25 protein-coding genes and 1 riboswitch are annotated in these 22,124 nt (G+C 67.5%); of the genes, 17 read left to right on the top strand and 8 right to left on the bottom strand.

Going from position 1 to position 22,124, the window contains the following annotated elements; all coding sequences use genetic code 11:
- Positions 1–85 precede the first annotated feature (85 nt).
- Both GL279_RS07875 and GL279_RS07870 read left to right on the top strand, forming a co-directional pair.
- A complete protein-coding gene (locus tag GL279_RS07875) occupies positions 86–649 on the top strand; it encodes a DUF4202 domain-containing protein (RefSeq protein ID WP_155064077.1) in 564 nt (187 codons plus the stop codon).
- Positions 642–1,316, top strand: a complete 675-nt coding sequence (locus tag GL279_RS07870) for a sirohydrochlorin chelatase (protein WP_343039743.1) — start codon at positions 642–644, stop codon at positions 1,314–1,316. The genes GL279_RS07875 and GL279_RS07870 overlap by 8 nt, the downstream gene beginning before the upstream one ends.
- Positions 1,317–1,413: 97 nt before the next feature.
- Here GL279_RS07870 and GL279_RS07865 read toward each other — a convergent pair whose 3' ends face one another.
- The 4 genes from GL279_RS07865 to GL279_RS07850 all read right to left on the bottom strand — a co-directional run bounded on the left by GL279_RS07865 (position 1,414) and on the right by GL279_RS07850 (position 6,425).
- Complete coding sequence (locus GL279_RS07865) at positions 1,414–4,506, bottom strand: valine--tRNA ligase (protein WP_155064076.1); 3,093 nt, start codon at positions 4,504–4,506, stop codon at positions 1,414–1,416.
- A gap of 131 nt (positions 4,507–4,637) precedes the next feature.
- On the bottom strand, positions 4,638–5,273 hold the full coding sequence (locus GL279_RS07860) for a YceI family protein (RefSeq protein WP_343039742.1): 636 nt from the start codon (positions 5,271–5,273) through the stop codon (positions 4,638–4,640).
- Complete coding sequence (locus GL279_RS07855; RefSeq protein WP_155064075.1) at positions 5,270–6,058, bottom strand: VOC family protein; 789 nt, start codon at positions 6,056–6,058, stop codon at positions 5,270–5,272. The genes GL279_RS07860 and GL279_RS07855 overlap by 4 nt, the downstream gene beginning before the upstream one ends.
- Before the next feature lie 10 nt (positions 6,059–6,068).
- Positions 6,069–6,425 carry a DUF1428 domain-containing protein gene (locus GL279_RS07850; RefSeq protein WP_155064074.1) on the bottom strand — a complete coding sequence of 119 codons (357 nt, stop codon included), beginning with the start codon at positions 6,423–6,425 and terminating at the stop codon, positions 6,069–6,071.
- A gap of 88 nt (positions 6,426–6,513) precedes the next feature.
- On the opposite strand from GL279_RS07850, the gene GL279_RS07845 reads away from it, so the two are divergent.
- A complete protein-coding gene (locus GL279_RS07845) occupies positions 6,514–7,158 on the top strand; it encodes a winged helix-turn-helix transcriptional regulator (protein ID WP_155064073.1) in 645 nt (214 codons plus the stop codon).
- Here GL279_RS07845 and GL279_RS07840 read toward each other — a convergent pair.
- Positions 7,155–7,637, bottom strand: a complete 483-nt coding sequence (locus GL279_RS07840) for a peroxiredoxin (RefSeq protein WP_155064072.1) — start codon at positions 7,635–7,637, stop codon at positions 7,155–7,157. The genes GL279_RS07845 and GL279_RS07840 overlap by 4 nt on opposite strands.
- A gap of 81 nt (positions 7,638–7,718) precedes the next feature.
- Here GL279_RS07840 and GL279_RS07835 point away from each other — a divergent pair, with 81 nt between their 5' ends.
- Complete coding sequence (locus GL279_RS07835; RefSeq protein WP_155064071.1) at positions 7,719–8,912, top strand: NAD(P)/FAD-dependent oxidoreductase; 1,194 nt, start codon at positions 7,719–7,721, stop codon at positions 8,910–8,912.
- The gene (gene rsmD / locus GL279_RS07830) at positions 8,909–9,469 is read left to right on the top strand and encodes a 16S rRNA (guanine(966)-N(2))-methyltransferase RsmD (RefSeq protein WP_155064070.1); all 561 of its coding nucleotides are present in this window, start codon (positions 8,909–8,911) and stop codon (positions 9,467–9,469) included. Before GL279_RS07835 ends, rsmD begins: the two co-directional genes overlap by 4 nt.
- Here rsmD and GL279_RS07825 read toward each other — a convergent pair.
- A complete protein-coding gene (locus GL279_RS07825) occupies positions 9,466–9,897 on the bottom strand; it encodes an Lrp/AsnC family transcriptional regulator (protein ID WP_343039741.1) in 432 nt (143 codons plus the stop codon). The two genes, rsmD and GL279_RS07825, sit on opposite strands and share 4 nt — an antisense overlap.
- Before the next feature lie 142 nt (positions 9,898–10,039).
- On the opposite strand from GL279_RS07825, the gene GL279_RS07820 reads away from it, so the two are divergent.
- Both GL279_RS07820 and GL279_RS07815 read left to right on the top strand, forming a co-directional pair.
- Positions 10,040–11,194 (top strand): type III PLP-dependent enzyme, encoded by a 1,155-nt coding sequence (locus GL279_RS07820; RefSeq protein ID WP_155064068.1) that lies wholly within the window; start codon positions 10,040–10,042, stop codon positions 11,192–11,194.
- A gap of 42 nt (positions 11,195–11,236) precedes the next feature.
- Positions 11,237–12,298 carry a phospholipase effector Tle1 domain-containing protein gene (locus tag GL279_RS07815; RefSeq protein ID WP_155064067.1) on the top strand — a complete coding sequence of 354 codons (1,062 nt, stop codon included), beginning with the start codon at positions 11,237–11,239 and terminating at the stop codon, positions 12,296–12,298.
- 123 nt (positions 12,299–12,421) lie between these two features.
- Here GL279_RS07815 and metF read toward each other — a convergent pair whose 3' ends face one another.
- Positions 12,422–13,285, bottom strand: a complete 864-nt coding sequence (gene metF / locus GL279_RS07810; protein WP_155064066.1) for a methylenetetrahydrofolate reductase [NAD(P)H] — start codon at positions 13,283–13,285, stop codon at positions 12,422–12,424.
- Positions 13,286–13,375: 90 nt separating this feature from the next.
- Here metF and GL279_RS07805 point away from each other — a divergent pair, with 90 nt between their 5' ends.
- The 9 genes from GL279_RS07805 (at position 13,376) to GL279_RS07765 (ending at position 20,762) form a co-directional block, all read left to right on the top strand.
- The gene (locus tag GL279_RS07805; RefSeq protein WP_155064065.1) at positions 13,376–14,287 is read left to right on the top strand and encodes a LysR family transcriptional regulator; all 912 of its coding nucleotides are present in this window, start codon (positions 13,376–13,378) and stop codon (positions 14,285–14,287) included.
- A 73-nt stretch (positions 14,288–14,360) separates the two neighbouring features.
- Positions 14,361–15,455 carry an MlaE family ABC transporter permease gene (locus GL279_RS07800; RefSeq protein WP_155064064.1) on the top strand — a complete coding sequence of 365 codons (1,095 nt, stop codon included), beginning with the start codon at positions 14,361–14,363 and terminating at the stop codon, positions 15,453–15,455.
- On the top strand, positions 15,452–16,249 hold the full coding sequence (locus GL279_RS07795) for an ABC transporter ATP-binding protein (RefSeq protein ID WP_343039740.1): 798 nt from the start codon (positions 15,452–15,454) through the stop codon (positions 16,247–16,249). The genes GL279_RS07800 and GL279_RS07795 overlap by 4 nt, the downstream gene beginning before the upstream one ends.
- 3 nt (positions 16,250–16,252) lie before the next feature.
- Complete coding sequence (locus GL279_RS07790; protein WP_155064063.1) at positions 16,253–17,554, top strand: MlaD family protein; 1,302 nt, start codon at positions 16,253–16,255, stop codon at positions 17,552–17,554.
- 9 nt (positions 17,555–17,563) lie between these two features.
- Positions 17,564–18,193 carry an ABC-type transport auxiliary lipoprotein family protein gene (locus GL279_RS07785; RefSeq protein WP_155064062.1) on the top strand — a complete coding sequence of 210 codons (630 nt, stop codon included), beginning with the start codon at positions 17,564–17,566 and terminating at the stop codon, positions 18,191–18,193.
- Between the two features lie 4 nt (positions 18,194–18,197).
- Complete coding sequence (locus GL279_RS07780) at positions 18,198–18,668, top strand: hypothetical protein (protein ID WP_155064061.1); 471 nt, start codon at positions 18,198–18,200, stop codon at positions 18,666–18,668.
- A gap of 66 nt (positions 18,669–18,734) precedes the next feature.
- A complete protein-coding gene (locus GL279_RS07775) occupies positions 18,735–19,268 on the top strand; it encodes a sigma-70 family RNA polymerase sigma factor (RefSeq protein ID WP_155064060.1) in 534 nt (177 codons plus the stop codon).
- Positions 19,252–20,025 (top strand): anti-sigma factor family protein, encoded by a 774-nt coding sequence (locus tag GL279_RS07770; protein ID WP_155064059.1) that lies wholly within the window; start codon positions 19,252–19,254, stop codon positions 20,023–20,025. Before GL279_RS07775 ends, GL279_RS07770 begins: the two co-directional genes overlap by 17 nt.
- A gap of 11 nt (positions 20,026–20,036) precedes the next feature.
- The gene (locus tag GL279_RS07765; RefSeq protein WP_155064058.1) at positions 20,037–20,762 is read left to right on the top strand and encodes a Bax inhibitor-1/YccA family protein; all 726 of its coding nucleotides are present in this window, start codon (positions 20,037–20,039) and stop codon (positions 20,760–20,762) included.
- A gap of 72 nt (positions 20,763–20,834) precedes the next feature.
- On the opposite strand, the gene cobO is transcribed toward GL279_RS07765, so the two are convergent.
- The gene (gene cobO, locus GL279_RS07760) at positions 20,835–21,446 is read right to left on the bottom strand and encodes a cob(I)yrinic acid a,c-diamide adenosyltransferase (protein ID WP_155064057.1); all 612 of its coding nucleotides are present in this window, start codon (positions 21,444–21,446) and stop codon (positions 20,835–20,837) included.
- Positions 21,447–21,483: 37 nt separating this feature from the next.
- A riboswitch (cobalamin riboswitch) is annotated at positions 21,484–21,689 on the top strand.
- A gap of 80 nt (positions 21,690–21,769) precedes the next feature.
- Here cobO and GL279_RS07755 point away from each other — a divergent pair.
- On the top strand, positions 21,770–22,123 hold the full coding sequence (locus GL279_RS07755) for a DUF1636 family protein (protein ID WP_155064056.1): 354 nt from the start codon (positions 21,770–21,772) through the stop codon (positions 22,121–22,123).
- Position 22,124 lies beyond the last annotated feature (1 nt).

The following is a 22,124-nucleotide window of genomic DNA, read 5'->3' as shown; positions in this document are numbered from 1 at the left end:
GGCAGGCTAGCCGCACCACTGCGACCCGGCAACCGCATTGACCCCGGCTCTGCCTGCGGCATGATGGCGCAAAACGAGGACCGCCATGACCCGCCTTCAGACAGCTTTCGATGCCATCGATCAGGCCAATGCCGCCGACCCCAACCTTGACGCGCAGGGCAGCCCGCAGGCGCTGCTCTACGGCCAGCGCATGAGCGCCGAGCAACAGGCGCTTTACCCCGACGCCCCCGATGCCCTGCGCATCGCCTGCCGGGGCCAGCATGTCGAACGCTGGACCCTGCCCCGCGACGCCTATCCGATGGACCGCGCGGGCTATCTGGCATGGCGCACCGAACAGGGCCGCCGGCATGCCGCCCGCGTGGCCGGGATCATGCGCGATGCGGGCTACGGCGCCGATGACACCGCCCATGCCGAAAAGATGCTGACCAAACAGGGCATCAAGCGCGATGCCGATGTGCAGGCGCTCGAAGATGTGGCCTGCTTTACCTTCATCCGCTGGTATCTCGGCCCCTTCGCCGACGGGCGCGAGCCGGCCGAACTGCTGCGCATCGTCGAAAAGACCGCGCGCAAGATGTCGGACCCGGCCCGCGCCATCGCGCTTCGGGAATTCGACATCCCCGAACCCTTCGCCGCCGCCTTCCGTGCCTAAGGCGCTGATCGTCGCCCATGGCCAGCCGGGCGATCCCGAACCCCAGCAGCGCGCGGTCGAGGCCTTGGCCGCGCGCGTCCGCCTGCCCGGCATCGAGGTGCGCGGTGCCACTCTGGCCATGCCCGGCGCGCTCGACATCGCCACGGATGACACGCTGATCTATCCGATGTTCATGGCGACCGGCTGGTTCACCCGCACCGAACTGCCGCGCCGCCTCGCGCTGGCGGGCGCCGCCCATGCGCCGCAGCTGCCCCCTTTCGGCAGCGATCCCGGCCTGCCCGGCCTCTGCCTCGATCTTCTGGAACAGACGGCGGGCGCACAGGGCTGGCGCCTTGCCGAAACCCATCTCCTGCTCGCCGCGCATGGTTCGGGCCATTCCCGCGCTCCGGCCCTCGCCGCCCGCAAGATGGCCGCCGATCTCGCCCCGCATCTCGCCGCCGTCACTTGCGGCTTCATCGAGGAACCGCCCCTCCTCGCCGAGGCCGCCCGCGACCTGCCGGCGCGCACGATCTGCCTGCCGCTGTTCGCCAGCCGCGCCCGGCATGTCACCCATGACCTGCCCCACGCCCTCGCCACTGCGCATTTTACGGGCCCGACGCTCCCGCCGATCGGCCTCGCCCCCGGCGTGCCGCAGATGATCGCCCAAGCGCTCCTGCGCGCGCTCTGAGCCCCGCGCGACGCCTCGGCTTCACCATTTCCCAAATACCCGATGCCGCCCGCGCCAGCAGCGAAAAGGCCGCCCGTTGCGGGGCGGCCTTGCCAGATCACATCGCGGCCAGCTGCGCCAGCGCCGCCCGGATCCGCGCCAGATCATCCTCCAGCGCCACCAGCTTTTCGCGGGTCTCCTCGATCACCTCGGGCTCGGCATGTTCGACGAATTTCGGATTGCCCAGACGGCCACGCAGCCCCCCCGCATCCTTCTCGACCTTGCCGGCAGCCTTTTCCAGCCGCGCGGTCTCGGCCTTGACGTCGATCACATCGCCCACCGGCAGCGCGAAACTCGCCCCAAGTGCGGCGACCGAGATCATGCCCGGCCCCATCACCCCCTCGGCAGGCGCATTCACCCGCGCCAGACGCTCGACCAGCGCACCATTCGCCGCCAGCGCCGCGCGCGCCGCCGCATCGGCCTCGGTCACGATCAGATCGGGACGCGCGCCTGCCGGCACACCGATCTGGGCGCGGGCCGAGCGGATGTTCTCGATCAGCGAGATCACCCAGTTCATCTGCCGATCGGCATCGGCGTCGATCAGCTCAAGGCCATATTCCGGCCAGTCGCCATGCACCAGCATCCTGGTGCGGTCCCCGGTCAGCCCCCACAGCTCTTCGCTGACAAAGGGCATGATCGGATGCAGCAGGGTATAGCACTGATCCAGCACCCAGCCCATCGTCGCCTGGGTTTCCTCGCGATACTCACCGTCGAACAGGGGCTTTGACAGCTCGACATACCAGTCGCAGACCTTGCCCCAGACAAAGCTGTAAAGCCCGGTCGCCGCATCGTTGAAGCGATAGGTCGTCAAGGCCTCGTCGGTCGCCCTGCGGATGCGGGCCACCTCGCCGATGATCCAGCGGTTCACGACATTCTTCGGCTCGGGACGCGCCACGCCGCCGCACACGCCGTTCATCTCGGCGAAACGGGTGGCGTTCCAGATCTTGGTGACGAAGTTGCGGTTCGCCTCGACATGCTTCGGCCCCAGTTTCGGGTCGCGGCCCATCGCCGCCATGCTGGTCAGGGTAAAGCGCAGCGCATCGGCGCCATATTCGTCGATCAGCGTCAGCGGGTCGATGACGTTGCCTTTCGACTTCGACATCTTGGCGCCTTTTTCGTCGCGCACCAGACCGTGGACATAGACCGTGTGGAACGGCACCTCGCCCACCACGGCCAGCTGCATCATCATCATCCGGGCGACCCAGAAGAAGATGATGTCAAACCCGGTGATCAGCACATCGGTCGGGAAATAGCGCGCCAGTTCCGGCGTCTGCTCGGGCCAGCCCAGCGTGCCGATGGGCCACAGTCCGGACGAAAACCACGTATCCAGCACATCGGGATCGCGCCAGACCGGATAGACCAGCCTGGTCGGATCCTGCGTCAGATTGTAATCGGCCAGCCCTTGCGCAAAGGCGTCAATCGCCGCCTGACGGTCGGCCACCTCGATCACGCGGGCGATCTCCAGCGGCTGCGGCAGATCGGCCAGCGCATCCTGGAACTTGCCCGTCACCTCGCCGAAATTCGCGGCACATTGCAGGATGTCGTCGCCATGGACCAGACCTTCCTCCAGCAGGGCGAAGATCTCGACATTGTCCAGCGCGCCGTCATGGTCGTCATCGACCTGGCCTTCGCGCTGCAGGCTCAGCCCATACCACACCGGAATCTGGTGCCCCCACCACAGCTGGCGGCTGATCGTCCAGGGCTCGATATTCTCCAGCCAGTTGAAATAGACCTTCTTGTGCTGCTCGGGCAGGATCTCGGTCTGCCCGTTGCTCACCGCATCGATGGCGGGTTGCACGATTTTCGGCGTATCGACGAACCACTGATCGGTCAGCATCGGCTCGATCACCACGCCCGAGCGGTCGCCAAAGGGCTGCATGATCGGCTTGGCCTCGACCAGCGGACGACGCTCCAGATGCTCGGCGCCGGTTTCCTTGTCGATTTCCTTGTGCAGATAGGTGACGGCCAGCCCCTCGGCGGTGATCGCCTCGATCACGGCCTTGCGCGCCTCATAGCGGTCAAGGCCGCGCAGTTCTTCGGGGACAAGGTTCACGCTCGACACATCGCCCACATCCTCGCCCCGCGCGGCGCGGGACGCGATCTCGGCGCTTTCGGCATAGGTCAGCCCGTCGGCGCGCATCGCGCCCTTGGTATCCAGCAGCGCGTATAGCGGAATGTTGTTCCGCATCGCCACGCCATAGTCGTTGAAGTCATGCGCCCCGGTGATCTTGACCGCGCCCGAGCCGAAATCCGGGTCCGGGTATTCATCGGTGATGATCGGGATCAGGCGGCGATGTTCCTTGGGCCCGACCGGGATTTCCACCAGCTTGCCCACGATCGGGGCATAGCGGGCATCGTCGGGATGCACGGCAACCGCGCCATCGCCCAGCATCGTCTCGGGACGGGTGGTGGCGATGCTGATATAGTCGCGGGTCTCGCGCAGGGTGACGTTGCCGTCCTCATCACGCTCGACATATTCATAGGTCGCGCCACCGGCCAGCGGGTATTTGAAATGCCACATATGGCCGGGCACTTCGCGGTTCTCGACCTCAAGATCGGAAATCGCGGTCTCGAAATGCGGGTCCCAGTTCACCAGCCGCTTGCCGCGATAGATCAGGCCCTTGTCATACATATCGACAAAGACCTTGATGACGGCATCGTGGAAATTGCCCTCTTCGCCCGCAGGCGCACCCGGAGCGCCCGACATGGTAAAGGCATTGCGCGACCAGTCGCAGCTGGCGCCCAGCCGCTTCAACTGCCCGATGATCGTGTCACCGGATTCCTGTTTCCACGCCCAGACCTTTTGCAAGAACGCCTCGCGCCCGATGACGCGGCGGTTCGGCTCCTGCCGCTCGGCCATGTGGCGTTCGACCACCATCTGGGTGGCGATGCCGGCATGGTCCTGCCCCGGCTGCCACAGCGTGTCAAAGCCGCGCATCCGGTGCCAGCGCACCAGAATGTCTTGCAGCGTGTTGTTCAACGCGTGGCCGATATGCAGGCTGCCGGTCACGTTCGGGGGGGGGATCACCACCGAAAAGCTGTCCGCCCCCGGTTTGGCATTGGCACCCGCGGCAAAGGCATTCGCCTTTTCCCACTCACCCGCGATCCGCGCCTCGGCGGCGGCCGCGTCGAAGTTCTTTTCCATGGCCATCTGAGCTCACCCCTTGAATTGCCAAGGGAGATAGCGAAAAGCCCGGGAAAGTTGAAGCCCGCTTGACGGGGCGGCGGTCAGGAACGACCGGCCCCGCCACCGCGCGGGCGGCAGGCCGGTCCGGGGGCTGCTCAGGGCGCGGTCCGGGCGAATTCCGCGTCGATGACGATGGGGATGGGCGCGGTAAAGAACCCGTTCATGCCATAGGCCTGCGGGTCGATCTGCGTTTCGGCATGCACGCCCAACAGGTCGCGGATCACCGGCTGGCCGTTTTCGCCGGTAAAGCCCTGCCCCGCGCCGATCAGCTCGACCTCGAAACTGGCGGGATGGGTCTGGCCCATCAGCGTCAACTGGCCCTGCACCTCGCCCTTGCTGTCGCTCTGGACGGTGAAACTGTCCGAGACAAAGCGCGCCACCGGGTTGGCCGCCGCATTCAGATAGTCCTTGCCCAGCAGCACCGGCGCGAAATCCGGCACCGGGGTCGAGATCGAGCTGACCTGCACCTCGGCGGTCAGCTTGTTCTGCGCAGGATCCTCGGGGTTCCAGACCAGACTGCCCGACACATCGCCAAAGCGGAACACGCTGTAGGAAAATCCCAGATGCAGCACGCGGGCGATGACGGCGGTATGCATCGGGTCCAGCCGGTAATCGCCCGCCTTGGACAGGTGGTAATCGGGCCGGCCCTGTGGCACGTCCTCGGGCTTGTAATCCTGCGCCAAGGCCGGGGTTGCGGCCAGGACCAGCGCCAGACAGGCGGCGCGGATCACGATGACATCTCCTTCGGCCCGACCAGCGCGAAATGCGCGCCCTGCGGATCGCGGGCGACCGCGATAAAGGCCGACCCGGGCACCTCGACCGGGCCATGCAGGATCTCGCCCCCGGCCGCGCGGATGCGTCCGATGGCGGCATCGACGCCGTTCACGCCGAAATAGGGCAGCCAGCTGGGCACGGGCGCCTGTCCCAGCCCCATCATCCCGCCGATATCGGCACCGTTCCACGCGAAAAGCTGGTAGCTGCCCATCTCGCCCATGTCCATCGCCTGCCCCGCCGTCCAGCCAAACAGCTCGGTATAGAAATCAAGACCCGCCACCGGGTCACTGCTGGACAGCTCGATCCAGTTGCCATGACCCTCCTTGCGCTGGTTCCATGCGCCGGACTCGACCGGGGGCTGTGGCTGCATCGGCAGCGGCTGCAGCAGGCCAAAGACCGCGCCCTGCGGATCGGCGGCCACCGCAAAGCGGCCGGTGCCGGGAATGTCGGCGGGGACCTTGATCACCCGCCCGCCCAGCAGCGCGATCTTTTCGGCGGCGGCGTCGCAATCGTCCACGTCCAGATAGATCAGCCAATGCGGCGGCAGTTCTGCGCATTCAGGCATGGCCTGCATCAGCCCGGCCACCTTGTCGCCGCCATCGCTGGCCAGCAGATAGGTGAAATCGGGCATCCCGGCATCCTCGACCGACCAGCCGAACACCTGGCCATAAAAGGCGCGGGCATCCTCAAGCCGGGCGGGCGCGGTTGTCAGCTCGAACCAGCAGGGTTTACCGTGAAACATGATCGCCCCCTCAGGCCTTTTCGACCACGATGGGATCGAACCCGCCCCAGATCATCCGCATGCCGTCAAAGGGCATCTCACCCATGGCCTGCATGTCGGGATCGGACATCATCTTTTCGAATGCGGCATCGGCGGTCGCGCGGTCGGGCCATTCGATCCATGAGAAAACGATGGTCTCGTCCTCTTTGGCCTGCGTGGCGCGATAGAAATCGGTGACCTTGCCATGCGGCACATCGGCACCCCAGCCCTCGACCATGCCCAGCGCGCCGAATTTGCGCATCAGCGGCCAGGCCTTCTTGGCATGTTCGGCATAGGCTTGGCGATTGGCGGTCGGCACCGCCAGCAGAAACCCCGAGTAGTAGGCCATGATCTTCCTCCCCTAGGTGGTGCGGATCGCGCCGCCGAGTCGAAGCGTGACTCTTGTAGTATTAAAAAGCAACTTGTAATATCAATAAATGACCAGACCCCTGAAAACGCTGCGCTATCAAGAGGGCTGCCTTGGCGCCCATGCCCTGAATCTGATCGGGGACCGCTGGGCGTTGCTGGTGGTGCGCGAGCTGATGTTCCAGCCCAAGCGATTCCAGATGCTGCGCACCGGCCTGCCGGGCATCACCGCCAGCGTGCTGACGCAGCGGCTGGCGCAGCTGATCCGCGACGGGGTGGTCGCGCATGACGATATGCTGGGGCTTTATGCGCTGACCGATGCCGGCCGGGCGCTGCATCCGGTCCTGCGCGAGCTGTGCCGCTGGGCGCTGATCCAGCCGGGCCATGACCCGCGGCTGTTCATCAGCATCTCGGCGCTGATGATCTCGATCTCGGCGACGGTGGACGCGGCGCGCGCGGCAGGGTCGCATCTGCGCGGCGGCTTTCTGTCGGGCAAGGAGGGGTTCGAGGTGATCCTGTCGCCCAAGGGCGCGCCGCTGGTCACGGCGATGCGCGCGCCACAGGGCGATTTCCTGCTGGAGGGCAGCGGCAATGCGCTGGCGGCGGCGATCTATGGGCCGGGGCCGCAGGCAGTAGCGGCCGCCGGCATGATCAGGCTGCACGGCGATGCGGACGCCGCGCAGCGGTTTGCCGGGCTGTTCAGCCTGAGATCCTAGACCAGATCCAGAAGCGTGTCGCCCGAGGACAGCGCGCAGGTGCCGGGCGATTCCTCGATCTGCAACTCCTGCACCACGCCATCGCTGACCAGCATGGCATAGCGTTTCGAGCGGCCGTTGACCCAGCCCTCGGCCTGAATGTCGAGGCCCAGCGCCTTGGTATAGCTGCCGTCGGCATCGGCCAGAACCTCGATCCCGGCCTCGGTCGCGCCGGTGTCGCGCGCCCATGCGCCGGCGACGAAGGGATCGTTGACGGTGATGCAGATCACCCGCGACACGCCCTTGGCGCGGAACTTGTCCGCATTCTTGACGAAGCTCGGCATATGCGCGTTCGAGCAGGTCGGCGTATAGGCGCCCGGCACGGCAAAGATTGCCACATGCCCTTGGCGCAGCGCGGCGACCTCGACCGTTTCGGGGCCGTTTTCGCCCAGTTTCACCAGATTGCCGTCGGGAAGGCTGTCGCCCTTTTGAATGGCCATGCGCGTTTCCTCCTAGTCGAATTGCATCGCGTCGTGCCGGACTATAGGCTGCGCACCGCGGGCAAACCAGCGAGGAAAACCATGAACATCGTCATCCTTGGCGCCGGGCAGGCCGCAGCCTCGCTGGCGGCAAAGCTGCGGGCGCTGGGACATCAGGGCCCGGTGACGGTGATCGGCGACGAACCCGCCCCGCCCTACCAGCGCCCGCCGCTGTCCAAGGCCTATCTGCTGGGCCAGATGGGGCTGGAGCGGCTGACCCTGCGCGCGCCGGAATGGTGGGACGAACAGGGCATCGTCGTGCATCTGGGCGAGCCCGCCCGCCGCATCGACCGCGAACGCCAGATGGTGATCACCGATCGCGGCGAATACCGCTATGACCAGCTGGCGCTGACGCTGGGCGCGAACCCCCGCCGCCTGCCCGCCGCGATCGGCGGCGCACTGCCCGGCGTGCATGTCGTGCGCAATCTGGCCGATATCGCCGCGCTGCGCCCGGCCTTGGCCAAGGGCGCGCGGCTGGTGGTGATCGGCGGCGGCTATATCGGTCTTGAGGCGGCGGCGGTGGCGCGCAAGCTGGGGCTTGATGTGACGCTGGTCGAGGCGGCGCCGCGCATCCTGGGCCGGGTGGCGGCGGCCGAAACCGCCGACCTGATCCGCGACCTGCACCGCAGCCATGGCGTCCGGATCATCGAGGGCACCGGCATCACCCGCATCACCGGCAGCGCCGCAGTCGAGGGGGTCGAGCTGGCCGATGGCCGGCAGCTGCCCGCCGATCTGGTCATCTGCGGCATCGGCGTCACCCCCGAAACCGCGCTGGCCGAGGCTGCCGGGCTGGCCATCGACAATGGCGTCGCCGTCGATGCGCAGGGCCGCAGCACCGACCCGGCGATCTGGGCGGCGGGCGATTGCGCCAGCTTTCCCACCGCGCTTGGCCGGCTGCGGCTGGAAAGCGTCGGTAATGCCATCGACATGGCCGAAGCCGTGGCCGCCAACATGCTGGGCGCGGGCCAGGATTACATCCCCAAGCCGTGGTTCTGGTCGGATCAGTTCGAGGCGAAACTGCAGATCGCCGGGCTGAACCTTGGCCATGACCGGGTGGTGACGCGGCCGGCCGAACATGGCGGCTCGGTCTGGTATTTCCGCGCCGGCCGGCTGGTCGCGGTCGATGCGCTGAACGACGCCCGCGCCTATATGATCGGCAAGCGGCTGATCGAGGCGGGCAAATCGCCCGACCCCGATGCCATCACCACGACCCCCGACCTGAAGGCGCTGCTATGAGGATCATCGGCGGCAATCTGCGCGGGCTGAAGCTGGCCGAGGTCGGCGCGGGCGATCCGGGCGCGCATCTGCGCCCGACCACCGACCGCGTGCGCGAGTCGATCTTTAACCTGCTGATCAACGGCACGCATGGCAATCTGATCCCCGGTGCGCGCGTCTTGGACTTGTTCGCCGGCACCGGCGCGCTGGGTCTTGAGGCGCTGTCGCGCGGCGCGGCGCGGGTGGCCTTTGTCGATGATGGCGTGGTGGCGCGCGGGCTGTTGCGGACGAATATCGAAAAGGCCCGCGCCATGGGCGTGACCGATGTCTGGCGCCGCGATGCCACGAAACTGGGCGAGAATCGCGGCCCCGGCTTTGGGCTGGTGTTTCTGGACCCGCCCTATGGGCTGGGTCTGGGCGAAAAGGCGGTCGCCTCGGCCATGGCCGGCGGCTGGCTGGCACCGCAGGCCATGTTGGTCTGGGAGGAATCGACCCCGCCCGCCGCCGTGCCGGGGCTGGAGCAGATCGACCAGCGCCGCTACGGTGACACCGTGGTCACGCTGCTGCGCGCCCCCTAAGCCGAACGGTCCAGCTTGGTCGACAGGTGGATCAGGCTTTCGGACGAGCGCACCCCGGTCAATCCGCCGATCTGATCCAGCACATCGTCCAGTTGGCTGGTCGAACTCGCCGCCAGTTGCAGCAAAAGATCGACGCGGCCGCTGGTGGTGTGGATGCGCTCGATCTCGGGCATGCTGCGCAGCCGGGTCAGGATCGCGGCCTGCGAACGCGGCTCGATGTTCAAAAGACAGGTAGCGCGGATCCGGTTCTCGCGCGCCGAATCGCCCAGCCGCAGCGTGTAACCCGCGATGGCGCCCGAGGTTTCCAGCCGCTCCAGCCGCGCCTGCACCGTCGAGCGCGCCACCTTGAGCCGCCGCGCCAGCACCGCCACCGACAGCCGCGCGTCCTGCGCCAGATGGGTCAGGATGCCGCGATCGAGTTCGTCCACGTCGTTCACCGTCATATCGCCAAGAATTTCGTCATATTAACCGGCTTAGGCGGCACTTCCAACAGTTTCACAGCAAGAATCGCCGGATTTCGGGCGCAGAATGGGGCTATTCGCCGCACCCATCCAGTCAAAGGAGTCGCCGATGGGACTGACCGAGGGCCGCGCGCCACGCACGATCTGGAAAAGCCCCGCCGCGCTGATCCGCGCGCTGGCCCCCGACCATCCGGTCATGGTTCTGGACACCGACCGGCTGGCCGCCACGGCGCGGCGCTTTCTGGAGGGCTTTCCCGGCATGGTGACCTATGCGGTCAAGGCCAATCCCGACCGCGCCGTGATCCGCACGCTGGTCCGCGCCGGCATCACCGGCTTTGACGTGGCCTCTCCGGCCGAGATCGACCTGATCGGCCAGCTCGCCCCCGGCGCGGCGCGCCATTACCACAACCCCGTCCGCGCGCGCGGCGAGATCCGCCATGCCGTCGCGGCGGGGATGCAATCGTGGTCGGTGGACAGCCAGTCCGAGCTTGACAAGCTGCTGGCCGAGCTGCCGCCGCAGAGCGAGATCGCCGCCCGCTTCAAGCTGCCCGTCGCCGGCGCCGCCTATGATTTCGGCGCCAAGTTCGGCGCCACGCCCGATCTGGCCGCCACGCTGCTCCGCCGCATCGCCGCCGGGGGCCATCGCGCGTCGCTGACCTTTCACCCCGGCACGCAATGCACCGACCCCGCCGCATGGGAAAGCTATATCCTCGCCGCCGCCGGGATCGCCCGCGCCGCCGGGATCACGCTCTGCCGCCTGAATGTCGGCGGCGGCTTTCCCGCGCATCGCCTTGGCGCCGTCCCGCCCCAGCTTGAGGCGATCTTCGCCCGCATCGACCACGCCACCAGCCGCGCCTTTGGCCGCCAGCGGCCGGGGCTGGTCTGCGAACCGGGGCGCGGGCTTTGCGCCGATGCCTTTGCCCTGATCACCCGCGTCAAGGCGCTGCGCGACGGTCGGGCGGTGTTCCTGAACGACGGCATCTATGGCGGCCTGACCGAGCTGCCCCAGATCGGCAACCTTGACCGCATCGAGGTGCTGGACCCCGAGGGCCGGCCCCGGCATGGCCCCCCGCTGCCGCGCCCGGTCTTTGGCCCGACCTGCGATTCGCTTGATCGCCTTCCGGGAGAGCTGCCCCTGCCCGCCGATCTGGCCGAGGGCGACTACCTGATCTTTCACGGTGCCGGCGCATATTCCACCGTCACCAATACCCGCTTCAACGGCTTCGGCCAGATGTCGCGCCTGTTCGTTAAGACAGTTTCCTGAACTTGCAACTATTTCTTCGCATTTCCATGCTAGCTTTGCGCCATGACCAGCAACCGCTCGCCCCTCGCCCAGATCGTCATGATGGATGGCTCCTTCGCCTCGCTGGCCGAGGGGCGCGGCTCATCGCTCGCGCGCATCCATGCGCTGCTGCGCGGCGGCATGGGGCCCCTGCCCGGACAGGTTGAACTGCATTACGCGCCGGGCCAGCAATGGGCGGCATGGCGCACCCTGCCCGAACTGGTGGCCGGCGCCTCGCTGGAACGCAATATCCGCCGCGCCTATGGCTGGCTTGCCCGGCGCTGGCAGCCGGGGGTCGCGCTTTACTTCTTTGGCTATTCGCGCGGCGCGGTCGGGGTCTGCGCGCTGGCGCAGATGATCGCCCGCGTCGGCCTGCTCCGCCGCCAGCAGGTCAGCGCCGAACGGCTGCGCTGCGCCTGGAACATCTTTCGCTACGCGCCCGAGCACCGGCTGGACCCGCAGCTCTGCCACGACCATGTGCCGATCCGCATGATCGGGCTTCTCGACATGGTGATGTCGCTGGGTCTGCGCCTGCCGATGGTCTGGGATCTGGCCGCGCCGGATTTCGACTATGGCCGCGGCCAGCTCGCTCCGAATGTCGAATATGGCGCCCATGCGCTGGCGCTGGACGAAACCCGCTCGGCCTTCCAGCCAATCCTGTGGGAGGGGGGCGAACATCCCGGCCGGGTCAATCAGGTCTGGTTCCGCGGCTGCCACGCCGATATCGGCGGCCAGCTCGGCCAGCACGAATTCGCCCGGCCCCTCGCCAACCTGCCGCTGGTCTGGCTCTTGTCGCAGGCGCAGGAACGCGGCCTGCCGCTGCCCACCGACTGGCACGGCCACCTGCCCTGCGATGCCGATGCCCCGGCTCTGGGATCATGGCGCAGCTGGGGCAAGGCCTTCCTGATCCGTGGCCCGCGCCATGCCGGGCAGGACGGCTCGCACCGGCTGCACCCCACCGTGCGCGAACCCTATGCCGGCCCCGCGCGCCTGACCGGCGAACTCGCGTCCTTTGCCGCCCCGCGCCGCACCCGCCTGCTCGGCCTGCGCCGCGATGGCGGCATGGACAGCTCGGCCCCGGCCTGACCCGGCCCCGCCGCATCGCACCGGCCTGCGGTTTCTTTCGTGGACAAATATCCCCGCCGGAGGCACCGGCCGCGCAATCCGCACCGCCCGCCCCGATCAGAACACCGCCGCGCCGCCAGCCCCTCAGGCCACTTGCGACAGCCCGTCCTTGCCACGGATGTCCAGCTCGGCACAAACTTTCTGCACCAGTTCGGGCTTGTTCAGCGTGTAGAAATGCAGCGCATCGACCCCGCCTGCGACCAGATCCTCGCACAGCTTCACGCAGGTCTCCAGCGCCAGCTGCGCCTCGCCATCCTTGCCGGCGGCGGCAAAGGCCTCATCGGCCCAGCGCGGCACCGAGGTGCCGCAACGCTCGGCAAAGCGTCGGGTGCCGGCCCAGCTCTGGATCGGCAGGATGCCGGGGATGATGCGCGCGGTGATGCCCGCCCGCTCGCATTGGTCGCGGAAGCGGAAGAACGTGTCGGGATCAAAGAAGAATTGCGTGATCGCGCTGGTCGCGCCGGCATCGGACTTGCGTTTCAGCCAGGCCACGTCGGCGGCGGTGTCGGGGCTTTCGGGATGCGGCTCGGGATAGGCGCCGCAGCGGATGGTCATGTCACCGCGCGCGGCAATCGCCTGGATCAGTTCGACCGAGCTGGCAAAGCCATCGGGATGAGCGATGAACCGTTCCTGCCCTTGCGGTGCGTCACCGCGCAGGGCGACGATCTCATGCACGCCCGCCGCCGCGTAATCGGCGACGATCTGCAAGGTTTCCTCGCGCGTGGCATCGACGCAGGTCAGGTGCGCGGCGACATTCAGCCCATAATGGCTGGCCAGCGCCGTCACCGCCTCATGCGTCAGCTGGCGCGTGGTGCCGCCGGCGCCATAGGTGACCGAGACGAAATCCGGCCCCAGCGGCGCCAGCGCGCGCGCCGTTTCGGACAGCCGAAACGACTGGTTCAGGTTCTTGGGCGGGAAAAACTCGAAACTGATCGCGGGCGTCGTCATGGCACTATCCTTTTGTCGCAAGGCTTTTGACATGTCCCGCGACGTGAGACAAATTCATAATCCTCAAGATCGTGATGAGAACCGTTCAAGATGCACCTCGAACTTCGCCACCTGCGCAGCCTGCGCGCCATCCACGAACAGGGCGGGCTGGCCCGCGCGGCCGAGGTGCTGAACCTGACGCAATCGGCACTGTCGCATCAGATCAAGGCGCTGGAGGAGCAGGCCGGGGTCGAGCTGTTCCTGCGCAAGACGAAACCCTTGCGCCTGTCCGCCGCCGGGATGCGGCTTTTGCGCACCGCCGAACAGGTGCTGCCGATGATCGACGCCGCCGAGGCCGAGTTCCTCGCCGTCGAACTGGGCCGCGCCGGCCGGCTGCATGTGGCGATGGAATGCCACCATTGCTTTGACTGGCTCTTGCCGGTGCTGGACCAGTTCCGCCGCTCGTGGCCCGAGGTCGATCTGGACATCCGCACCAGCCTTGCGCTGAAGGCCTTGCCGGCGCTGGTGCGCGGGCAGGTCGATATGGTGATCTCTTCGGACCCCGAGGATATGGCGGGCGTCACCTTCCAGCCGCTCTTTGACTATGCCCCGACCATGGTGGCGCCGGCCAATCATCCGCTGGTCGCCAAGGGCTATGCCGAGCCGCAGGATCTGGCCGGCGAATGCCTGATCACCTATCCGATGGACCGGGCGCGGCTGGATGTGTTTTCGCAATTCCTCGATCCCGCCGGGGTCGAACCGGCGCAGCACCGGCAGGTGGAACAGACCGCCGTGGCCCTGATGCTGATCGCTTCGGGGCGCGGCGTGGCGGTGATGCCCGACTGGGTGCTGCGCGCCCATGCCGGCAACCCGGAACTGGCCATGCTGCCTTTGGGCCGGCAGGGCATGTTGCGCAGGCTTTATGCAGCGCTGCGCAGCGACGATCTGGCCCAGCCCTATATGGCGCATGTGCTGCGTCTGGCCCGCACCGAGCCCCTGCGCATGCTGCGCGCGCCGGGCTGAAGCGGCGGCGGGCTTGACATTGCGGGTCAATCACAGGATGAATCCAGCAAGCGCCGTCGCGCCGGGACTTGCCATGACCGACATGACCCAGGACCAGAAACTGATCGCCGAGGATGGCGCAGGCGGGCTGCGCCTTTCGGGCGCGCTGACCGTCTGGACCCTGCCGCAACTGCCGGCGGCGGCCGCGACGGCCCCGGTGCTGGAGCTGAGCGGGCTGACGCGGCTTGACACCGCCGCCGCATGGTATCTGGCGCAGCGCAGCGCCGAGGGTGCGCGGCTGGACGGGCTGGACGCGGATCAGCGCAAGCTGCTGGACACCGTCACCGCCGCCACGCCCAAGCCCGATCCGCAGCCGGCCACCGGCCCGCGCTGGCGCGAGATTCTGGACATGTTCGGGCGCAAGGTCGTGGCCGCGCTGGTGTTTCTGCGCGAGCTGGCCGAATATCTGGGCCGCTTTCTGGCGGCGCTCGCCCGCGCCATCCGCCACCCCTCGCAGTTCCGGCTGACCTCGCTGGTCTATCACTGTCAGGAAACCGGGCTGCGCGCCGTGCCTATCGTCGCGCTGATGGCCTTTCTGATCGGGGTGGTGCTGGCCTTTCAGGGCGCCTCGCAGCTGACGCAGTTCGGGGCGCAGATCTTTGTCGTGGACCTGATCTCGATCGCGGTCCTGCGCGAACTCGGCATCCTTCTGACCGCGATCATCGTCGCCGGACGCTCGGCCTCGGCGCTGACCGCCTCGATCGGCTCGATGAAGATGCACGAGGAAATCGACGCCATGCGCACGCTGGGCATCGACCCGGACATGGTGCTGGTGCTGCCGCGCGTGCTGGCGCTGGTCATCACCCTGCCGATCCTTGGGCTGATCGCGGATGCGGCGGGGCTTCTCGGCGGCGCGATCATGTCCTGGATCGAGCTGGGCATCTCGCCCTCGATGTTCCGCTATCGGATGATCGCGGAAACCGATGTCAGCCATGTCATCGTCGGGCTGAGCAAGGCGCCGGTCTTTGCGCTGGTCATCGGCATCATCGGCTGTCACGCCGGGATGAAGGTCGGCAAGGATGCCGAAAGCCTTGGCGCCGAGACCTCGCGCGCCGTGGTCAACGCCATCTTTGCCGTCATCGTCATCGATGCGCTGTTTTCGGTCTTTTTCGCCGAGGTCGGCCTGTGAGCGGGGCGGGGAACGGGGACGGTAAGGACCCGGAAAACGTCATCGAGGTGCGCGGCCTGCGCACGCAATTTGGCAGCAATGTCATCCATGACGGGTTGGACCTTGACCTGCGGCGGGGCGAGATTCTGGGCGTGGTCGGCGGCTCGGGCACCGGCAAGTCGGTGCTGCTGCGCACCATCGTCGGCTTGATCCGCCCCGCCGCCGGCAAGGTGCGGGTGCTGGGTCAGGACGTGGGCCAGCTGTCGGGTGCCGCGCGTGAGGCGCTGGAGCGGCGCTGGGGCGTGATGTTTCAGGACGGGGCGCTGTTTTCCTCGCTGACGGTGCAGGAAAACGTCGAGGTGCCGCTGCGCGCCGTGCCGGGGCTGAGCGATGCCCAGCGCGAGGCGCTGGCGCAGCTGAAGGTGTCGATGGCCGGCCTGCCGTGGAATGCCAATGCGAAATACCCTTCGGACCTGTCGGGGGGCATGCGCAAACGCGCGGGTCTGGCGCGGGCACTGGCGCTGGACCCCGAGATCGTGTTTCTGGACGAACCCACCGCCGGGCTGGACCCGATCGGCGCCGATGCCTTTGACCGGCTGATCGTCGGCCTGCGCGATGCGCTGAACCTGTCGGTGTTTCTGGTCACCCATGACCTTGACACGCTGCACGCCTGTTGCGACCGGATCGCGGTCCTGGCCGAAAAGCGGGTGCTGGTCACGGGCACCATGGCCGAAATGCTGAAGGTCGATCACCCTTGGGTGCATGAATATTTCCACGGCCCCCGCGCCCGCGCCGCGATGACCGAAAAAGGATAGACGATGGAAACCAAGGCCAATTATGTGCTGATCGGCGCCTTTACCATCGCGGGCTTTCTGGGTCTGCTGCTGTTTACGATGTGGTTCGCCAAGCTCGAACTGAACCGGCAATTCGCCTATTACGACGTGTATTTCCCCGAGGTTTCGGGGCTGGGCGTGTCCTCCGCGGTGACCTATGCCGGGCTGACGGTGGGCAAGGTCGTGGACATGCAGCTCTCGACCGGCCCCGATGGCGCGGTGCGCGTCCGCCTTGAGGTGGCCGAGGACACGCCGGTGCGCACCGACAGCCGCGCCTCGGTCGAGATCACCGGCGTCACCGGCACCGCCAATGTCGCCATCACCGCCGGCTCGTCCGATGCGCCGCTGCTGCGCGTGGCCCAGCCCGACGGGGTGCCGGTGATCGCCGCCAACCGCTCGGCGCTGCAGACGCTGTCGGATCAGGGCCCCGAGATGATCTCGCGGCTGAACACCGTGGCCGAGCAGATGACCCGGCTGCTGGGCGAGGAAAACCAGACCCGCGTGACCCATATCCTCGACAATGTCGAACGCTCCAGCGCCAATCTGGACAAGGCTTTGGCCGATGTGACCAAGGCCACCGATTCCATCGCCTCGGCCGCCGGCGATATCTCGGCCTTTGGCGACCGGCTCGACAATCTTGGGCAGGCGGCGCAGACCACGCTCGGCAATGCCGATACCGCGCTTGCCACCTTTGACCAGACCGCCAAACGCGCCGATGCCGCGCTGGATTCGGGCACCGAGGCGCTGAACACCCTGCGCAGCTATGTCGAGGGCGACCTGCGCGGGCTGACGCAAAATCTGGACCAGACCGCGACCGACCTGCGCGACAACCTGCGCCAGCTCAGCCAGCGCGCGGGCACGACGATGGACAATCTGGACGCAGCACTTGGCGCCAGCCAGCGCACATTGACCAGCGCCGAAAGCGCATTCGCCAGTGCCGACCGGGTGATGAACAGCCAGATCGAGCCGGTGGTGACCGATTTCCGCGCCACGCTGGCGCGCTTCAACGAATCGATCGGCAGCCTGACCGAGGATATTCCCGCCATCACCGCGCAATTGCGCAGCGCCGCCGCCAGCGCCGACAGCGCATTCTCCAGCCTGCGCGGGATGCTGGACGGCGCGCGCAGCCCGGTGCAGACTTTCGCCCGGGACGGGTTGCCGCAATTCACCCGGCTGGCCAACGACCTGCGCACGCTGTCGCAGAACGTGAACCAGCTGGTGACGACGCTGCGGCGCAACCCCTCGCAGATCATCACCGGGCCCAAGACGCCCGAGTTCCGCCGCTAGGAGAAGCTCATGAGACGACTGACGATCCTCGCCCTGACGGCACTGACCACCCTGCCCGGCTGCGCCGCGCTGTCTGCCCTGTCCGGGGGCAAGAACCTCGATGTTTATGAGCTGCGCCCGCTGTCGGATGCGCCGCGCAAATGCGGCCGGGGCCGGCTGTCCGAGCTGGTGGTCGAGGAACCCAAGGCGCGCGGCACGCTGAACACCGAACGCATCATGATCCGTCCGAACGCCTTGCAGACCCAATATCTGCCCGACGCGCAATGGGGCGACACCGCGCCGATCACCCTGCAGAACCTGCTGGTGCGCGGCCTTGGCGCCTATGACGCCTTTACCCATGTCGGCCGCGCGCCGCTGGGCACGGCGGGCGATTATGCCCTGATCAGCGAGATCGAAGATTTCAACGCCGAGGTCGCCGGCAAGGGTGCGGTGGTCAAGCTGTCGGTCGATGCCCAGCTGGTGCGCGAGATGGACGCCCGCGTGGTCGCGCGCGGCAATTTCCGCGCCACCAGCACCGCCGCCAGCACCCGCACCGCCGACCTGATCCCGGCCTTTGATGCCGCCGGCCGCCAGTTGCAGGTGCAGATGACCGATTGGGCGCTGCGCGGCACCGGCGTGAACCCGGCAAGCTGCCGCTGAGCCGATGGCCAGCCACACCCTGTCCCTGCTGATGCAACGTGGCCTGCCGGTGCTGGCGGTCCTGATCGTGCTGGCCGGGTTCGGGCTGCGCTGGCTGCCACAGGACAACCCGCTGGCCATGACCATGCCCGAGCCCGAGCGCGCCGCCCTGACCGAGCTGCACTCGGGGCAGATGCGCGGGCTTGATGACGGCACCCAGCTGCGCATGATCGCCTCGTTCCGGGGCAGTCAGGGCCAGCTTTGCCGCCGCTATGACATGGCGCGCGACGGCGCGGTGCGCGCGGTGCTGGCCTGCCGCGAACGCGACGGCTGGCGCCAGCGCTTTGCCGCGCTGCGCGACACGCGCGCGGGCAGCTTCCGCCCGGTTTCGGACGAAAGCGCCATGGATGCCGCGCTTGAGGCGGTGGGCGCGGGCGCCGCCCTCTCCGAGGCCGAGGAGGACGCGGCGCTGGGGGGCGAACGCCCGGCGAACTGAGCCCCGCGCAGTTTTTTTGCGGGCGGCAGGAACAAGAACCGGCCCCGGCGCCGTCTATGGATCAGGATGGCCGATGATCTTGACCCTTTGCTGAACCAATTGCCCGCGCTGCGCCGCTATGCGCTGGCGCTTTCGCGCGACGAATCCGACGCCGAGGATCTGGTGCAAGAGGCGCTGCTGCGCGGGCATGAACACCGCCGCAGCCTGCGTCCGGGCGGCAATCTGCGGGCATGGCTGTTCGGGATCCTGCGCCACGCCTTTCTGGACCGCAACCGGGCGCAGCTGTCGCGCCGGCGGCGCGAGGCGCAGGCAGCGGCGCTGACGCCCCGGGCGATGGACGCGCCGCAGGATGCCGCCGTGCGCCTGTCGCAATTGCGCGCGGCCTTTCTGGACCTGCCCCCCGACCAGCGCGAGGCTCTGGCCTTGGTCGCGGTCGAAGGGCTGACCTATGCCGAGGCGGCGGCGCTGGCTCAGGTGCCCATGGGCACGCTGATGTCGCGCGTGGCCCGCGCCCGCAAGGCGCTGCGCGACTTCGAGGATGGCCGCGCCACCACCCCAAGCCTGAAACTGGTCGGAGGACGCGATGCAGACGATGCCTGACACGGTGACGGACCTGGATCTGCAGGCCTATGTCGACGATCAGCTCGACGATTGGCAGCGCCTGCGGGTCGAGGCGCATCTGGCGCGCCACCCGCAGGCGGCCGCCGAGGTGATGCAGGACATGCGCCTGCGCCGCGAACTGCGTCTGGCGCTGGCCCCCACCGCGCCGCCCCCGCCCCAGACGCGGATCGCGGCCGGCCGGCTCGCCCGCGCATTGCGCCAGCACGAGCGCATGCGCCGGCTGGTGCGGCTGGTGCCGGTCGCCAGTCTGGTCGCGGTCGGCTGGCTCGCCCATGCCGGCTTCGGCCCGCTCTCGGTCACGCCGGGCGTCGCCGCCATGCCGCCGCCGCCGGTGGTGCAGGCGGCGCTTGCCGCGCGTCAGGCCAGCCTGCTGCGCCTGCCCATGCATTCCCAACACCCCAGCCCCGACCTCGACCCGGCCGAGATCCGGGCCAGCACCGGCATCCTGCTGCCCCGCTTCGATCCGGCATGGCGGCTGCGCGACGCGCAGGTCTTTCCCTCGCCGCAGGGGCCGGGGGTCGAACTGGTCTTCGACGGCGGCGAACTTGGCCGGCTGACGCATTTCGCCGTCCGCACCGGACATTTCGCGGTGACCATGCCCCAGACTGACCGCAATGGCGACAGCAGCATCGCCTGGTTCCAGATCGGCGAGACGGCGCATGTGCTGATCGCCGACAAGGCCGCGCCGGACCGCTTGCAGCAGACCGCGCAGGCCCTGTCCGAAACGCTTTACTGAAGGAGAAACCGATGGATTACCAATCGCGCGAACGCAGCCCGTTCTCGTCCGCCCCCGCCCAAAGCGGCGCCCTTTTCGATCAGGGCCTGCGCGCCCATATGCTGCGCATCTACAATTACATGGGGCTGGGCCTGCTGGTCACCGGCGTCGTCGCCATGCTGGTCGCCTCGGTGCCGGCGCTTTACGTGCCGATCTTTGGCTCGCCGCTGAAATGGCTGGTGATGCTGGCGCCGCTGGGCTTCGTGATGTTCCTGTCCTTCCGCATCGAGGCGATCTCGGGGGCCACGGCACAGACGCTCTTCTGGGCCTTCTGCGCGGTAATGGGCCTGTCGCTGGCCTCCGTGTTTCTGGTGTTCACCGGCACCTCGATTGCGCGCGCCTTCTTCGGCGCGGCGGCGATGTTCGGCGCCATGAGCCTTTATGGCTACACCACCCAGCGCGACCTCAGCCAGTTCGGCAGCTTCCTGATGATGGGTCTGATCGGCGTGATCATCGCCAGCATCGTCAACATCTTCCTCGGCTCCTCGGCGCTGCAATTTGCCATCTCGATCATCGGCATCCTCGTCTTCGTCGGCCTGACCGCATGGGACACCCAGTCGATCAAGCTGCAATATGCCGAACACCATGACGACGAGACGCGCCAGAAACTGGCGGTCATGGGCGCGCTGTCGCTTTATCTGAACTTCGTCAACATCTTCCAACTGCTGCTCAGTCTGACCGGCCAGCAAGAGGACTGACGCCCCGCCCCGCTTCTTTCGTGGGCAAATATCCTCGGGGGGTGCGGGGGGCAGACAGCCCCCCGCCCTTCCTCAGAACTCGACGCCCGGCTGCGCCTTGATGCCGTCGCGGAACGGGTGCTTGACCACCTCCATCTCGGTCACCAGATCGGCAAGCTCGATCAGCTCGGGCGGCGCATTGCGCCCGGTCAGCACGACATGGGTCATCTCGGGCTTTTCGTCGCGCAAAAAGGCCACGACCTCGGCGCTGTCGAGATAGTCATAGCGCAGCGCGATATTGATCTCGTCCAGCAGCACCATGCGGATCTTGGGGTCGCGGATCAGCTCCTTGGCCTTCTCCCACCCGGCCCGCGCCGCGGCAATGTCGCGCGCCTTGTCCTGGGTTTCCCAGGTAAAGCCCTCGCCCATGGCGTGGAACTGGCACAGATCGCCGAAATGCCCGGTCAGCAACCGCCGCTCGCCGGTGTCCCATGCACCCTTGATGAACTGCACCACCGCGCAGGGCATCTCATGCGCGATGCAGCGCAGGATCATCCCGAACCCGGATGACGACTTGCCCTTGCCCTTGCCGGTATGGACGATGATCAGCCCCTTTTCGCCCTGCCGATCCGCCATCATGCGGTCACGCGCGGCCTTTACCTTGGCCATCTTTTCGGCATGGCGGGCGTTGTCTTCGGTGGTCATGGCCGACTCCTTTGCTTGACAAGCGGCAGGCGGGCGCGCAGAGCTTTGCAGCGCTGGTTCCTGTCCTTAGGGCAGGTGAAAAGGGAATGCGACCGGGGGCAACCCCCAAAGCAGCCGCCCCCGCGACCGTGACCGGAAAGGTCGGCCCCGTGCCACTGGCAACATGCCGGGAAGGTGGGCCGCCCGTGGGCCGCAAAGCCCGAATCCGCAAGCCGGGAGACCTGCCAGCGCAAAGGATTGACCGGCGGACGGGGTGTTCCCGCTGGGGTTTCGGGGGCCGTCCGGCCCTCCGTCCCCTGCCGCCATAAGCTGAGGAAGGGCCTATGACGGTCACGCTGCATGTCTGCATCACCTGTCGCGCAGGCGAGCCGGTTCTGGACGGCGAACCCGTGCCCGGCGCGCGGCTGATGGCAGAACTGCTGCGCCATCCGGATCCGCCCGGCGTGCGCATCCAGCCCGTGGAATGCCTGTCGGCCTGCAATAACGGCGCGGCCATCGCGCTCAGCGGGCCCGACCGCTGGACCTATGTCTATGGCCAGATGACCGAAGCCGACGCACCCGAAATCCTGACAGGCGCCGCCGCCTATGCGCAGACCGCCGATGGCATCGTGCCCTGGCGCGAACGTGTGACCATTTTCCGCAAGCGCAGCATCGCGCGCATACCTCCACTGGGATAGA

This window comes from Paracoccus limosus (genome assembly GCF_009711185.1).
GTDB classification, from domain to species: domain Bacteria; phylum Pseudomonadota; class Alphaproteobacteria; order Rhodobacterales; family Rhodobacteraceae; genus Paracoccus; species Paracoccus limosus.
Note: the sequence above shows the minus strand (reverse complement) of the source record. Positions and strands in the feature narration are given on the sequence as shown.

Coding starts and splice junctions, on each gene's coding strand:
- GL279_RS07815 (WP_155064067.1), top strand. CDS start 11,237: ATGACCAGCAACCGCTCGCCCCTCGCCCAGATCGTCATGATGGATGGC.
- GL279_RS07800 (WP_155064064.1), top strand. CDS start 14,361: ATGACCGACATGACCCAGGACCAGAAACTGATCGCCGAGGATGGCGCA.
- GL279_RS07765 (WP_155064058.1), top strand. CDS start 20,037: ATGGATTACCAATCGCGCGAACGCAGCCCGTTCTCGTCCGCCCCCGCC.
- GL279_RS07835 (WP_155064071.1), top strand. CDS start 7,719: ATGAACATCGTCATCCTTGGCGCCGGGCAGGCCGCAGCCTCGCTGGCG.
- GL279_RS07845 (WP_155064073.1), top strand. CDS start 6,514: ATGACCAGACCCCTGAAAACGCTGCGCTATCAAGAGGGCTGCCTTGGC.
- GL279_RS07785 (WP_155064062.1), top strand. CDS start 17,564: ATGAGACGACTGACGATCCTCGCCCTGACGGCACTGACCACCCTGCCC.
- GL279_RS07805 (WP_155064065.1), top strand. CDS start 13,376: ATGCACCTCGAACTTCGCCACCTGCGCAGCCTGCGCGCCATCCACGAA.
- GL279_RS07850 (WP_155064074.1), bottom strand. CDS start 6,425: ATGGCCTACTACTCGGGGTTTCTGCTGGCGGTGCCGACCGCCAATCGC.
- GL279_RS07840 (WP_155064072.1), bottom strand. CDS start 7,637: ATGGCCATTCAAAAGGGCGACAGCCTTCCCGACGGCAATCTGGTGAAA.
- cobO (WP_155064057.1), bottom strand. CDS start 21,446: ATGACCACCGAAGACAACGCCCGCCATGCCGAAAAGATGGCCAAGGTA.
- metF (WP_155064066.1), bottom strand. CDS start 13,285: ATGACGACGCCCGCGATCAGTTTCGAGTTTTTCCCGCCCAAGAACCTG.
- GL279_RS07790 (WP_155064063.1), top strand. CDS start 16,253: ATGGAAACCAAGGCCAATTATGTGCTGATCGGCGCCTTTACCATCGCG.
- GL279_RS07820 (WP_155064068.1), top strand. CDS start 10,040: ATGGGACTGACCGAGGGCCGCGCGCCACGCACGATCTGGAAAAGCCCC.
- GL279_RS07755 (WP_155064056.1), top strand. CDS start 21,770: ATGACGGTCACGCTGCATGTCTGCATCACCTGTCGCGCAGGCGAGCCG.
- GL279_RS07855 (WP_155064075.1), bottom strand. CDS start 6,058: ATGTTTCACGGTAAACCCTGCTGGTTCGAGCTGACAACCGCGCCCGCC.
- rsmD (WP_155064070.1), top strand. CDS start 8,909: ATGAGGATCATCGGCGGCAATCTGCGCGGGCTGAAGCTGGCCGAGGTC.
- GL279_RS07770 (WP_155064059.1), top strand. CDS start 19,252: ATGCAGACGATGCCTGACACGGTGACGGACCTGGATCTGCAGGCCTAT.
- GL279_RS07875 (WP_155064077.1), top strand. CDS start 86: ATGACCCGCCTTCAGACAGCTTTCGATGCCATCGATCAGGCCAATGCC.
- GL279_RS07865 (WP_155064076.1), bottom strand. CDS start 4,506: ATGGCCATGGAAAAGAACTTCGACGCGGCCGCCGCCGAGGCGCGGATC.
- GL279_RS07780 (WP_155064061.1), top strand. CDS start 18,198: ATGGCCAGCCACACCCTGTCCCTGCTGATGCAACGTGGCCTGCCGGTG.
- GL279_RS07775 (WP_155064060.1), top strand. CDS start 18,735: ATGGCCGATGATCTTGACCCTTTGCTGAACCAATTGCCCGCGCTGCGC.